General features: G+C 62.6%; 15 protein-coding genes and 1 pseudogene. 5 read left to right on the top strand and 11 right to left on the bottom strand.

From position 1 onward, the window contains the following. The first annotated feature begins 354 nt into the window (after positions 1–354). On the top strand, positions 355–663 hold the full coding sequence (locus AYR66_RS10920; protein WP_088707510.1) for a hypothetical protein: 309 nt from the start codon (positions 355–357) through the stop codon (positions 661–663). Positions 664–972: 309 nt separating this feature from the next. Further along, a complete protein-coding gene (locus tag AYR66_RS10915; RefSeq protein WP_272938335.1) occupies positions 973–2,892 on the top strand; it encodes a hybrid sensor histidine kinase/response regulator in 1,920 nt (639 codons plus the stop codon). Positions 2,893–2,979: 87 nt separating this feature from the next. Here AYR66_RS10915 and AYR66_RS10910 read toward each other — a convergent pair whose 3' ends face one another. From AYR66_RS10910 to AYR66_RS10885, 6 genes are all read right to left on the bottom strand, one after another. Continuing rightward, complete coding sequence (locus AYR66_RS10910; protein WP_088709747.1) at positions 2,980–3,561, bottom strand: cytochrome c3 family protein; 582 nt, start codon at positions 3,559–3,561, stop codon at positions 2,980–2,982. Between the two features lie 10 nt (positions 3,562–3,571). Continuing rightward, complete coding sequence (locus AYR66_RS10905) at positions 3,572–4,060, bottom strand: nitrate reductase cytochrome c-type subunit (protein ID WP_088707509.1); 489 nt, start codon at positions 4,058–4,060, stop codon at positions 3,572–3,574. A 9-nt stretch (positions 4,061–4,069) separates the two neighbouring features. After that, on the bottom strand, positions 4,070–6,568 hold the full coding sequence (gene napA / locus AYR66_RS10900) for a nitrate reductase catalytic subunit NapA (protein ID WP_088707508.1): 2,499 nt from the start codon (positions 6,566–6,568) through the stop codon (positions 4,070–4,072). Beyond that, on the bottom strand, positions 6,565–6,834 hold the full coding sequence (locus AYR66_RS10895) for a chaperone NapD (protein WP_088707507.1): 270 nt from the start codon (positions 6,832–6,834) through the stop codon (positions 6,565–6,567). The genes napA and AYR66_RS10895 overlap by 4 nt, the downstream gene beginning before the upstream one ends. Before the next feature lie 7 nt (positions 6,835–6,841). Continuing rightward, entirely contained in the window at positions 6,842–7,000 is a 159-nt protein-coding gene (locus AYR66_RS10890; protein ID WP_088707506.1) for a periplasmic nitrate reductase, NapE protein, read from the bottom strand. Between the two features lie 334 nt (positions 7,001–7,334). Continuing rightward, the gene (locus tag AYR66_RS10885) at positions 7,335–7,778 is read right to left on the bottom strand and encodes a thioesterase family protein (RefSeq protein WP_088707505.1); all 444 of its coding nucleotides are present in this window, start codon (positions 7,776–7,778) and stop codon (positions 7,335–7,337) included. Positions 7,779–7,926: 148 nt separating this feature from the next. On the opposite strand from AYR66_RS10885, the gene AYR66_RS10880 reads away from it, so the two are divergent. The 3 genes from AYR66_RS10880 (at position 7,927) to AYR66_RS10870 (ending at position 9,930) form a co-directional block, all read left to right on the top strand. Next, entirely contained in the window at positions 7,927–8,379 is a 453-nt protein-coding gene (locus AYR66_RS10880; RefSeq protein ID WP_170942119.1) for a DUF302 domain-containing protein, read from the top strand. Between the two features lie 86 nt (positions 8,380–8,465). Continuing rightward, positions 8,466–8,858 carry a VOC family protein gene (locus tag AYR66_RS10875; protein WP_088709746.1) on the top strand — a complete coding sequence of 131 codons (393 nt, stop codon included), beginning with the start codon at positions 8,466–8,468 and terminating at the stop codon, positions 8,856–8,858. A 253-nt stretch (positions 8,859–9,111) separates the two neighbouring features. Beyond that, positions 9,112–9,930 (top strand): class I SAM-dependent methyltransferase, encoded by an 819-nt coding sequence (locus AYR66_RS10870; RefSeq protein ID WP_170942297.1) that lies wholly within the window; start codon positions 9,112–9,114, stop codon positions 9,928–9,930. 26 nt (positions 9,931–9,956) lie between these two features. On the opposite strand, the gene AYR66_RS10865 is transcribed toward AYR66_RS10870, so the two are convergent. The 5 genes and pseudogenes from AYR66_RS10865 to AYR66_RS29515 form a co-directional block, all read right to left on the bottom strand. Then, positions 9,957–10,751: a DUF2145 domain-containing protein gene (locus AYR66_RS10865; protein WP_088707502.1), complete on the bottom strand. Its 795-nt coding sequence runs from the start codon at positions 10,749–10,751 to the stop codon at positions 9,957–9,959. A gap of 1 nt (position 10,752) precedes the next feature. Continuing rightward, the gene (locus AYR66_RS10860; RefSeq protein WP_088707501.1) at positions 10,753–11,202 is read right to left on the bottom strand and encodes a hypothetical protein; all 450 of its coding nucleotides are present in this window, start codon (positions 11,200–11,202) and stop codon (positions 10,753–10,755) included. Positions 11,203–11,228: 26 nt separating this feature from the next. Further along, positions 11,229–11,657: a YiaA/YiaB family inner membrane protein gene (locus tag AYR66_RS10855; protein WP_088707500.1), complete on the bottom strand. Its 429-nt coding sequence runs from the start codon at positions 11,655–11,657 to the stop codon at positions 11,229–11,231. 123 nt (positions 11,658–11,780) lie between these two features. Further along, complete coding sequence (locus tag AYR66_RS10850) at positions 11,781–12,692, bottom strand: polysaccharide deacetylase family protein (protein WP_206047140.1); 912 nt, start codon at positions 12,690–12,692, stop codon at positions 11,781–11,783. Positions 12,693–12,909: 217 nt separating this feature from the next. Then, a pseudogene (locus AYR66_RS29515) lies at positions 12,910–13,149 on the bottom strand (hypothetical protein); the annotation flags it as partial.

Genomic DNA, 13,149 nt, shown 5'->3' with positions numbered 1-13,149 from the left:
CCGAGCCTGCGGCACCGCCACGCTCGAAAGCCACGCCGATGTCCACGAGGCCGTAGACGGTGACGTTCGATTGCGCCGATGCCGTCGCGGCCATTGCGCCGAGCACGGCCATGGCCAGTAGTTGTTTTTTCATGCCTGTCTCCTCCCTGTAGTGAAAATGTCCGCCTCACGCAGGCTGGCGGGCGGACTGGTGTTGCCGGATGGCGGGGAGGAGAGTAACGTCCGGCGGCTTTCAGTTTCCTTTCGCATTGGCAACGTCGCTGAAATCCTTCCAGCAGATAACCATTTTCCATCGCATTCCATCGGCGGCCTGTGCATAATCAGCCTGCCCTCGTCCCGTTGCCTCGCTTCATCATGCACAACACCCCATTGCTGACCCGTCCCCGCGCCATCGTCTTCGGATGGTTGCTCGGCGGATTCGGATTCCTGCTTTCGTTCGCACTTGCCGTGACCATGCTGGTACGCCAGGGAACGCCGGGATTCCTGCTCATCTGGGCCGTCGCGCTGCTCGTCACCGGTGCCTGCATGCGTGCGCAGGCAAGGTGGCGCCGGTCCCTCGAACGCATGTCGTCGCCCGACGCAGTGCGCACCTTTCCTCCGGCGCGCAGCGGATGGCGGCTCAACGTCGAAGACATCGCCTTCCGCGACATCCCGGCAGCCTGAAAAAAGAAAGGCCCGCACGCCTTGCGGCTGCGGGCCAGAAATAAAACTTTGGAGATTACGCCGCCATTACACTCCGCCGGCGTCCCAATGGATGTGACTTCTGTCACAAATACTTACATTCTCAGGATATTTTTCCAAGCGACGTATCAAAGCTATATGCCTCCTGCGCAAGAGGCACGATATTGCAGGCGCTTGATGTCCTGCAAACGAATGGGGCGGCGTTGTCACGCCGTCATGCGGTAACCGATACAATCGAACGGTTCCCCCATCCACCTTATCTCCAATGACTCACCTCGAAGCGGCGGGGCCATGATGCAAATGGATTCGACCTTGCCCATGATCAGTCCGGGCGAAGCCGACCGGCTGCGCCTGTTCGTCGCCGGCGTCACCGACTACGCCATCTACATGCTGTCACCCACCGGCATCGTGAGCAGCTGGAATGCCGGCGCACAGCGTTTCAAGGGCTACGCCGCCGAGGAAATCATCGGCCAGCATTTCTCGCGCTTCTATACCGACGAGGATAATGCGCTCGGCATTCCCGCCCGCAACCTGCGCAACGCCATCGAGACCGGCCGCTTCGAAGACGAGGGATGGCGGGTGCGCAAGGATGGCACGCGATTCTGGGCGAATGTCGTGATCGATGCCATCTACATGCCCGACGGTGCACTTGCAGGATTCGCGAAGATCACGCGTGACATCACCGAAAAGAAGAAAGCGGCCGACGCGCTGCACGCCAGCGAGGAGCGTTTCCGCCTGCTGGTGCAGGGCGTGACCGACTATGCGATCTACATGCTGTCGCCGGACGGGACCATCACCAACTGGAATGCCGGCGCCCGCCGCATCAAGGGCTACGAACAGGATGAAGTGGTCGGCACCCATTACTCGCGCTTCTATAGCGAGCCGGACCGCAGCCGCGGGCTGCCGTGGAATGCGCTGGCCACCGCCGAGAGGGAAGGACGCTTCGAGGGTGAGGGATGGCGCATCCGCAAGGACGGGACGCGCTTCTGGGCGCATGTGGTGATCGACCCGATTCGCGACGAGTCCGGCACCCTGATCGGCTTTGCCAAGGTCACCCGTGACATCACCGAACGGCGCGAAACGGCAGAGGCGCTCGAGCGCGCGCGCGAAGCGCTGTTCCAGTCGCAGAAACTGGAAGCGATCGGCAAGCTCACCGGAGGCGTTGCGCACGACTTCAACAACCTGCTCAATGTCATCGTCAGCGGCCTCGACGTGCTAGCGCTGGAACTCAGCAGTCCGCGCGCGCTGAAGGTGCTCGAGAGCATGCAGCGTGCGGCGGATCGTGGTTCGACGCTGACGCGGCAGTTGCTTGCCTTCGCGCGCAAGCAGCCGCTCAAGCTGGAAGCGCACAACATCAACAGCGTGATCGGTTCCTTTGAAGCCGTCATCCGGCGGGCGGCCGGCGCCGCCGTCAACTTCGAACTGCGTCTCGATCCGGCACTGCAGCAAGCCATGATCGACGCGACCCAATTCGAGGCGGCGTTGCTCAACCTTGTCGTCAACGCGCGCGATGCCACGCCGGAAGGCGGGACCATCGTGCTGTCCACGCAAGCCGTCCAGCTCGGCAAGACCGAGGTGAACAACCTTGCACCCGGCAGGTATGTCAGTGTCATGGTCAAGGACAGCGGCGCAGGCATGCCGCCCGAAGTCGTGTCGCGCGCCATCGAACCCTTCTTCACCACGAAGGAGATCGGCAAGGGCACCGGCATGGGCTTGAGCCAGGTCTACGGATTCGTGCAGCAGGCGGGCGGCGACCTGGCCATCGAAAGCATTGTCGGACTCGGCACCTCGGTCATGCTCTACCTGCCCGCGCTGGACGGCGCGTCGGACCAGGACAGCGCCACGAAAGGATTGCCGGAAAAGGCACTCGTGGTTGATGACCAGCCGGACGTGCTGGAGGTGGCGGTGGAACTGTTCCGCCAGCTCGGCTACGACGTGCTCTCGGCAAGCAATGGCAGGGACGCGCTCGAGATCATCCGGCGCACGCCGGACATCGATGTCGTCTTCAGCGATGTGGTGATGCCGGCGATGACCGGCGTCGAACTGGCGCGCCAGGTGCGGGCGATTGCACCGCAGGCGAAGATCGTGCTGGCGTCGGGTTACGCGTCGAATACCTTCAACCAGAAGGAACCGGGCACCGACGGTTTTGAAATCGTCACCAAGCCTTACCGGATGGCGGAGATCATCAGGAAGTTGCGGGCGGCGGGGTAAAAGAAAAAGGCGCCTTCCTGCATTCAGGAAGACGCCTTCTTTATCGCTTTCTTGTCCCCGACTGTGCGGGGACGACGGCGAATATCCTTACTTCACCCCGGCCATATCCGGCAGCTGGTGCGCAATCCCCTTGTGGCAATCGATACAGGTCTTCGCGCCGCTGGCGAGCTGGGTCGAATGCGCATCCGTGGCCCGCTTGCTCTGCTTCGTGAAGTCCATCGACTCGAACTGGTGGCAGTTGCGGCATTCCAGCGAGTTGTTCGCCTTTAGCCGGTTCCATTCGTTCGTCGCCAGCTGCAGTCGGTGCGCCTCGAATTTCTCGCGCGTGTCGATGGTGCCGAAGATCTTGCCCCACACTTCCTTCGACGCCTTGATCTTGCGCGTGATCTTGTCGGTCCACTTGTGCGGCACGTGGCAGTCCGGGCAGGTCGCGCGCACGCCGCTGCGGTTGGCGTAGTGGATCGTGTTGCGCAACTCCTGGAACACGTTGTCGCGCATCTCGTGGCAGCCGGTGCAGAAGGCTTCCGTGTTGGTCACCTCCAGCGCGGTGTTGAAGCCGCCCCAGAACACGATGCCCGCGATGAACGCGCCGATCACCAGGAAGCCGAGGCTCAGGTGCGTGGCGGGCCGCCGCAGGATGTCCCAGTACGTCTTGAGGACTTGTCTCATGGTCGGCACCTCACTTCTTCTTCGCAGGGGCGAGGGACGGCTTGCCGGGGGGCTTGCTCATGATCGTGTCGACGTCGACGAAGTCGTTTTCCACCAGCGGCTTCAGGTCGGCCTGCGGCACGTGGCATTGCAGGCAGAAGTAGCGGCGCGGCGACAGTTCGGCGAGGAAGTTCCCCTGGCGGTCCATGAAGTGCGTGACGCTGATCATGGGCGCCTGGCTTTCCTGCGTGCGCGTCCGCGCATGGCACATCATGCACTTGTTCGCATTCTTGTCGAGCTGGTAGCCGTCGATCTTGTGCGGGACCACCGGCGGCTGCATCGCGTAATTGCGGGCACGCTTGATGTCGCTGTTGTCGGTGTTGGCGATCGGCGGCGGTTGCGTGGTCTGGTCGAGCGGCGTCGCGCCGCGCATGCCGTCCTGGAAGTCAATCGCCTGTGCCAGCGGGGCCGCGAGCGGCACCAGCAGGAGCAGCGTCATGAGGAGTTTTTTCATGTTCATGTCAGGCTCCTATACTTTGGTGATCTTGACCGCGCACTTCTTGAAGTCGGTCTGGAACGAGATCGGATCGGTCGCGTCCAGCGTGACCTTGTTGATCAGCTGGCTGGCATCGAAGAACGGCACCATCACCAGTCCGCGCGGCGGCTTGTTGCGTCCGCGGGTTTCCACGCGGGTACGGATCGAGCCGCGGCGCGAGGCCACTTCGATCATGTCGCCGCGGCGCACGTTGAGCTGCTTCGCGTCGTCCGGGTGCATGTAGCACACCGCGTTCGGCACCGCGCGGTACAGTTCGGGCACGCGGCGCGTCATCGTGCCGGTGTGCCAGTGCTCCAGCACGCGTCCGGTCGTCAGCCAGAACGGGAAGTCCTTGTCCGGCGCTTCCGCCGGTGGCTCGTAGGGCAGCGCAAAAATCACCGCCTTGCCGTCCGGATGGCCGTAGAACTTGTAGCCTTCGCCCGCCTTCACGTACGGATCGGTGCCTTCATGGTAGCGCCAGCGCGTTTCCTTGCCGTCGACCACCGGCCAGCGCAGGCCGCGCTCCTGGTGGTAGGTATCGAAGGGCGCCAGGTCGTGGCCATGGCCGCGGCCGAACTGCGCGTATTCCTCGAACAGGCCCTTCTGCAGGTAGAAGCCGAAGGCCTTCGCTTCCGCGTTCGCATAACCCTTCTCGATGTCGGAGCTCGGGAACTTGTCCACCACGCCGTTCTTGAAGAGCAGGTCGTACATGGTCTTGCCGCGCCATTGCGGGGCCTTGTCGAGCAATTCCTTCGGCCACACTTCTTCCATCTTGAAGCGCTTGGAGAACTCGACCAGCTGCCACAGGTCGGAACGCGCCTCGCCCGGCGCATCCACCATCTGGTGCCAGAACTGCGTGCGGCGCTCCGCATTGCCGTATGCGCCTTCCTTTTCCACCCACATCGCGGTCGGCAGCACCAGGTCGGCGGCGAGCGTCGAAGCGGTCGGATAGGGATCGGATACCACCACGAATGCGCTCGGGTTGCGCCAGCCGGGCAGGATTTCCTGCATCACGTTCGGGCCGGCCTGCACGTTGTTGTTGGCCATCACCCAGTACGCATTGAGCTTGCCGTCCTTGAGCATGCGGCTCTGCACGACGGCGTGGAAGCCCGGCTTGTCCGGGATCGTGCCGGGAGGCAGCTGCCAGATCTTTTCAGCGGTTTCGCGGTGCTTCGGATTGGTGACCACCATGTCCGCGGGCAGGCGGTGCGAGAAGGTACCGACTTCGCGCGCGGTGCCGCAGGCGGACGGCTGGCCGGTCAGCGAGAACGGGCTGTTGCCCGGCGTCGCGATCTTGCCGGTCAACAGGTGGATGTTGTACAGCAGGTTGCTGCACCATACGCCGCGGGTGTGCTGGTTGAAGCCCATCGTGAAGAAGGACGTCACCTTGACCTTCGGATCGGCATACATTTCCGCCAGGCGCTGCAGCTTGTCCTTCGGCACGCCGGACAGCTTCGACGCGTAGTCGACGTCATAGGTGCTGACGAACTTCGCATATTCCTCGAAGCTGATCGGCTTGCTGCCGCCCGCATCGGGGCCGGCATTCTTTGCCGCCTTCTGCAGCGGATGGTCCGGACGCAGGCCGTAGCCGATATCCGTATTGCCCATCACGAAGCGGGTGTGCTTGTTGACGAAGTCCTTGTTGACCTTGTTGTTCTTGATGATGTAGTTGGCGATGTAGTTCAGGATCGCCAGGTCGGTCTGCGGGGTGAACACGATCGGCAGGTCGGCCAGGTCGAAGCTGCGATGCTCGTAGGTCGACATCACGCACACCTTCACATGCGGCGCCGACAGCTTGCGGTCGGTGATGCGAGTCCACAGGATGGGATGCATCTCGGCCATGTTCGAGCCCCACAGCACGAAGGCATCGGCCGCCTCGACATCCTCGTAGCAGCCCATCGGCTCATCCATGCCGAAGGTGCGCATGAAGCCGGCCACCGCCGACGCCATGCAGTGGCGCGCGTTCGGGTCGATGTTGTTGGAGCGGAAGCCGGCCTTGAACAGCTTGGCGGCCGCATAGCCTTCCCAGATCGTCCACTGGCCGGAGCCGAACATGCCGACGCCTGCCGGACCCTTGTCCTTCAGCGTCGCCTTGAACTTCTGCGCCATGATGTCGAACGCGGCATCCCACGATACCGGGGTGAACTCGCCGTTCTTGTCGTACTTGCCGCCCTTCATGCGCAGCAGCGGCTGCGTCAGGCGGTCCTTGCCGTACATGATCTTCGACAGGAAGTAGCCCTTCACGCAGTTCAGGCCGCGGTTGACCTCGGCATTGATGTCGCCATGGGTGGCGACCACGCGGCCATCCTTGACGCCCACGTTGACGCCGCAGCCCACGCCGCAGAAGCGGCAGGCCGCCTTGCTCCACTGGATCTGGGTTTTCGAGGAGTCAGTAACGACATTGGAGGCGATGGAATGGATCGGGATGCCGACCGTCGTGGCTGCCGTCGCGGCAGCGGTTTGCTTGATGAAGTCGCGTCGAGTGAGCTTCATTGTGAGACCTCCTGGTCGAGAGCCGATTCAGGTTCGGCATGTTGATAGACGAGCACGACATCGAGGACGCCGGGCAGTGCGCGGATGGCATCCATGATGTCGAGTGCGCGTTTGGTGCTTTCTGTTTCGAGGGTGACGACGAGCTTGCCGGACTCGCCGGCATGGACATCGGCTCCCGGCACCTCTTCGATGCAGGAGCGGACAGAGCCGAGCTCGGCGGGTTGGGCGTAGACGACGATGCCGGCGATGTGGATTTCTTTTTCCATGTACGCCTCAGCTGGTCGGCAGGGAGCCGGTCATCAGCTGGATCATCCAGATGCTGAATCCGTAGCCGCCGACCACCGCGACGGCCAGGATGGGCGCGGTGATGACGGTCAGGAGGAGGAAGGCGCGCAGTTCCTGCGCCCTGGTAGGTGCCTTGTTGTCTGCCATTGCAGCTCCCGTTCTTGGCGATTTATCGGCCAGCGCGACGACGATCGGGCTTGACGGAAATGCAATGGACGAGGAGCCGGGCGGACGGGATCCATGGAGTGCTTCGATGCATCAGGCCCGCCGTTGGACCACTCGCCATGCATCGCCAATTCGCCACGAAGTGTTCGTGTCATCGACGCTGTACATAGCGAAACCATGCTATCGAATGGTACACCACGGAAACCTTGATATGCATCAAGATACTCCGATGAGGCGTAGGGATTAGTCCGGATACAGCCTTTCTACGGGTAGTGGGCACTCGCAAGTTTGTGCCCGTCTAGCAACTTTTGGACGTTCAGCCGGCCCAGTTGACCCGTTCGAACTTGCGATGAAAGGGTTCCGGCATCGGCACGACACGCTTGTTGACGTAATCGAAGAACACGAACCCCGACTTCGCCATTGCCACCAGCGCCTGGTCTTTCGGGCGCGTGATACGGAAGGTGATGTCGCCGCCGTACTTGTTGAAATCCATGACACCCACCTCGAACAGCAGCTGGTCGCGTGCATGCGACTCGGTGCGGTAGGTCGTCGCCAGGTCGGTGACGATGATGCCCACGCCTTCGCCGAGGGTGTCATCGATGCCGAAGTCGAACAGGAAGCGGGCCCGCGCCTCGGAAATCATCGAGATCATCGAGTCATTGCCAAGATGGTTCGCGCCGTTGATGTCGGTGACGCGGACGGTGAGGGTGGTGGAGTAGTAGTACTGGTCTTCGGGGAAGTCGAGTTTGAGGCGGGCCATGGGGTTCTCTACGGGTGGAGCTGGGTGGTGCGGTGCGGCAATTCTAACCTGTGGGAGGCGCGGCGCGGTGTATATACTGGGTAACGTGATGCCTGTTGTTCATTCATGTCTGTGGTCGCAAACCATCGTCTACCTGAAGGAGGCTTCCATGAAAAGGACGTTGCTGTTTCTCGTCACAGTTCTGTGGTCGATTGGCGTGATGGCACAGGAAGCAGGGGTCATCACGCGCCAGAGCAAGTACTCGGTTCCAGAAACGATGGACAGGATTGAAGCTGCAGTCAAGGCGGCGAATGGATTTCAGATATTTGCGAGAGTTGATTTCCAGTCCCTGGCTTCTGCACAGGGCGGAAAGATTCCCCCTTCACAGTTGCTGATTTTTGGCCGCGGCACAGTACTGCAGCCATTGCTTCCGCAATATCCCCTCGCAGCCATTGACCTTCCGCTCAAGATTCTCGCGTGGGAAGACGAAAGCGGAAAGGTGATGGTCAGCTACAACGCCGGCGAATATATGGCGCAACGACATGGCATCAAGGGCAAGGACGATGTCCTCAAGCGCATCACCGACGCGACAGCAACATTTGTAAATGGGGCGGTCGACTAGCAGCGTAGGGTGGAAAAGCGCAGTGCCTTCCGCCCTGCCGCACTTGAATGAGGCGTCGGAACAACGATCAAATGGAGGCATCGCAATTGTTCTCTCACGTCTTCCTCGGCGTCAGCAACTTCGAGCGGGCTCTTGCCTTCTACCGCGCCCTCATGCCGGTGCTCGGCGTTCAGGAGCGCTTCTGCGACAAGGAACGCCCCTGGGCCGGCTGGCAGTCGCATCCCGAACCGCGGCCGCTGTTTCTCATCGGCAGACCGTTCGACGGACAGCCCCACGCGGCGGGTAACGGGCAAATGATCGCTTTCCTCGCGCAGTCGAGGGACGATGTCGATCAAGCCTATGCAATTGCATTGGCCAATGGCGGCACCTCCGAAGGAGCGCCCGGCCTTCGCCCCGAGTACCACGCCAACTATTACGGCGCGTATTTCCGCGACACGGAAGGCAACAAGCTTTGTGTTGCCTGTCACTCGGCCCCGTAGCCGTTCTCCATCTCAATACCATGACGAAAAGCAGATTGTTTTTTGTCGCCCGTTCCGGTGCGACGCACGTTGTGGATACCGGATTTTCGTGGGGCGCATTGCGTTGGGCGAAATAGCGTAGCACCTGCCATTCTATTGAAGCAGTACAAGCCGGAAATGAACAAGTTGTTGCGGTGTGAGCCGCTGCGCTTTACGGCCCTGCGGCTCTATACTGTCAACAGCATCGGCGTACCTGTTTGCCCATGCAGGAGGACTGGATATGACCGACACTGACAAGCTGTTCGCAGGCTCCATCCCCAAACTTTACGAAACCCTCCTCGTGCCGCTCATCTTCGCGCCATACGCGGCGGATCTTGCGGCGCGGTCAAGGTCGAACAACGTCACCCGGCTCCTGGAAATCGCAGCTGGCACGGGCGTGGTGACACGTGCGTTGGCATCCGGGCTGGACCAAAGCGTATCGATCATTGCCACTGACCTGAACCAGGCAATGCTCGACCAGGCCGCCGCGGTCGGTACAGCGCGCCCCGTCGCGTGGCGGCAGGCGGATGCGATGGCGCTGCCCTTTGGTGACGGCGAATTCGACACGGTTGTCTGCCAGTTCGGCGCGATGTTTTTCCCGGACAGGCCCAAGGCATTCTCCGAGGCGCGCCGTGTGCTTCAGCCGGGAGGCGTATTTTTGTTCAACGTCTGGGACCGGATCGAGGAGAACGAGTTTGCCGAGGCCGTCACCAACGCGCTCGAGACCGTCTTCCCCGAAAATCCGCCGCGCTTCCTGGCGCGTACGCCCCACGGCTATCACGACACTGGAACAATCGAACGGGACCTTTCGGCCGCCGGATTCCTGGAGCCGCCGCACATCGTGACCGTTGCTGCTCGCAGTCGGGCGGTGTCGCCTCGCATTCCCGCAGTCGCGTACTGCCAGGGCACACCACTGCGCAACGAGATCGAAGCTCGCGATGCGTCGCGATTGAACGAAGCAACGGACGTGGCCGAGCGTTTCATTGCACAGCGCTTTGGATCGGGCGCAGTCGATGGAAAGATCCAGGCGCATGTCGTGACAGTACGCGCGTAGGAAACAAGCGTACCGTCGAGGCCGCGTCAATCAATCCCTACCGGGACGGCCGCACTACCAAGCCCCGTCCGCTCCATCCACCTGAACACCGAATCCGCCGTCACCGTTTCGATACGATCCGCAAACCGCTTCTCCAACGGATGGTCGTCGAAGGCCACATTGGCCGCGCCGATACGCCCGCCCAGCCGCGTCAGCGCGTCCAGCTTCAGCACCGCTGGCCGGTAGTCGCGCAACCGCAGCCATGCCTGCGCCTTGGCGCGTGTGCGCACCTCGGGATCGACTGCAGCCGCCATGGTTTCTATCGTCCACTGGTTCGACTGCTGGTAGGTCTTGCCCCAGGCATAGCTGACGATGCTGTAGGGCTTGTGGTGCAGGCGTGTTACCGCCCTGTCGTCTGGCAGCACGGCGAGCAGCTTTTGCTGCACGTCAGGCGACGGCATCGAGAACGCTGCCTCGTAGCGCCACAGGTCGTCGAGGAAGAACTCGCCCAGCCCCTGCCGGTAGACAGCCGCTTCCGCCGTGCCGCAGTGGTTGAGCTTGTGCACGACTCGCCATACATGCCCGCCCTTGCCGTCGGGCTGGCGGTAGGCGAGGCCGATATGCGAGTAGTGCTGGCCGTACTTCGTCAGGTCCTGGCCGGCGCGGGCGAGCACGACCACGTCCTGGCCGAGTGTATCGAGCATTTCCTGGGTGCGCGCCGCGAGCGCGAGGCCGCGGTCGATAGTCTGCACGGTCGGCGGCTTTTGCTCGCAGGAACGTCCTGCGTGGGCCGTGCCTGCGAGCAGGGCGGCGGCTACGGCGATAGTTATCCTGGTCTTCATGTCAGTCGGTGAGCTGTTCGTTGTGCAGGAGCGCTTGCCCCAGCGCGTTGGGGATGAAGGCGATCGCCTGGCCGGCAGCCGACAGCACGACACCCGCGCCGATCACGCTGACCATGATCGACGTACCGGCGACCATACCCGATGCGGCCAGCGCATTCCCGGTCACATGCACGCTGGCGCGGGCGCCGTCGGAGGCGCGCTCCAGCACGAGCACCGTGCCGTAGGCGCTCACCTCCACCGCCTTGACTACGAGCACCGTGCCGGCGACGGACAGCATCGCGGGGACGGCGACCACCGATCCGGCAACCGCTCCGGTGCCGATGACCGAGGCGACGGGGAGTGCAGATATCGCGCTCAATGCGGACGCGCCACTCTGCGCTTGCGCCGGCTGGCTCGTGCCCGATGCGATCAGGACCGCCGCGAGCAGGGACAGGGTGAAACGTTTGTTCATGACATTCTCCATTGGGTAAAAGTGGATCAGGCGGCGTCGTGCAGGTCAGCCTCGTGCCTGTCACGCAGGGTCTTGGCGAGCGTGAACGCACAGGTGATGAGGTAGAGCCAGCTCACGCCGAGGAAGGCCTTGTAGGTCTCGTTGATTTCCATGCGCAGCAGGCCCCAGGCGGTGAGCGCCATCGCGAGGAAGAAGCTGGTCCAGACGACATAGCGGAACAGCGGCGTGTCGGCCGGCTTGCCGTCGCGCGCCGCCTGGTCCGCATCACGCACGAACTTGGCGAGGACGAAGGCGGTGGTCAGGCAGAAGAAGTAGCCCATGACCATGAAGGTGCGGTCGAGGTCCTTGCCCGGCAGCCAGGCGAGACCGACGCCGCACAGGAAGACGGCGACGGCAAAAGAGATCCAGACCTGCAGCTGCCATGCCTTGGTATCGCGGTGGATGACGACGTTCATTGCATTCCTCTCCGTTGTTGTTGGTGAGAGGAGTGTCGTCGAATCTCGCGAAAAAGGATCGATATTTGATCCTGGTGCTGCAGGAATGATCCGTCGGTATCGATAAGCGATACCGGCGGCCGGTTACGGGGAAATCTCGACCGTAGCCGTCCTGCCTGGACGGATGTCGAGGTAGAGCTTGCCGGACGTGCGCGTCACCGGCACGGCCGAGCCGTCGCTGTAGCGTGCGGCGACGTTGCCGGACCATGCTTCCTTCACCGGCAGGCTGACCGTCAAAGGCGCGGTGCACAGTTCTCCATTGAAGCTGCCGCCGACCGAGACCGTGGCTTGCGTCGACGAGGACGCCGTCGCGGTCACCGAGACTTGCGGGCGGCACAACCGGTAGCGTGCCACGTTCAGGTAAGTGTCGATCCACAGGCGCGAAGAGAACTGGCCCGCGAAGGTCAGGTGGTCGCGCAGGAATTGCGACGTGACCGGGCTCCAGCCGTCGCCGTCGACGCCGTGCCCGCCGGCGACGAACCAGCCGCCGTTGTCGACGACAAAGCGCAGCTGGTCGTTGACGGTGGAGAGGGCGGCTGAAAGCGACGCATCATGGTCCTGGTCGAAGAAGGCGAACTGGTAATTGCTTTCGCCGTTCGACATCTTGCGCACCGAGTAATGGCGCGACTCCGCCACGGAAAGCGCACGCGCGGTGTACGAATGCCACGGGAAGGCGAAGCTCAGCGGCTTGATGCCGAGATTCTGTGCGATGCGGTCCTGCGCGGCGTTGATCTCGGTCTGCAGCGTTGCATCCGATACCGATGGATCGCCCATGTCGATCGTGTGTGTCATTGAATGGTTGCCGATTTCGTGGCCGCGCGCCGCGAGGTCTTTCCACGTGCCCCATTCGGTATCGCCAATCGCGCCCGGAATGATGAAGAAAGTCGCGCGATAACCGAAGCTTTCGAAGATGCCGGCGACAGTCGTGCTGGACGGATACCCGTCGTCGAAGGTGTAGGACGCGGCGGCGCTCTTGTCGCCCTTGTACCTGGTCACGCTCGGTGCTGTCAGGTCGAAGCAGCGGTCGATGATGCCGGCGCAGCCACCGGGGGCCGGCGCGGGTGTTGGCGATGGAGTCGGCGTTGGAGTCGGAGTCGGAGTCGGAGTCGGAGTGGGGGTTGGAGTAGGCGTCGGAGTCGGTGTTGGAGAAGGCGACAACGTCTCGACTTCGCAGATCTTGTCCGCGCCGGGCAGGGGATCGCCGAAGACGCTGTTATTGCAGCCGATCGACCCGGTGGCAGTGCGCGTCACCCAGGTACCGCCGAGGCCGTAGCGCACTTGCCGTGTGCCGGAGAACGAGCAGGTCTGCCACTCCTCCGCGCACTTTGACCAAGTGGGCGCAGGTGTGGGCGTCGGCGTCGGAGTCGGAGTCGGAGTCGGAGTCGGCGTCGGCGTCGGCGTCGGGGTGGGCGTCGGAGTCGGGGTGGGTGTAGGCGTCGGTGACGCCGATATC

The organism is Noviherbaspirillum denitrificans, assembly GCF_002211445.1.
In the GTDB taxonomy this organism is placed as follows: Bacteria; Pseudomonadota; Gammaproteobacteria; order Burkholderiales; family Burkholderiaceae_D; genus Noviherbaspirillum; species Noviherbaspirillum denitrificans.
The sequence above is the reverse complement of the archived record's forward strand: the minus strand, read 5'-3'. Positions and strand labels throughout refer to the sequence as shown.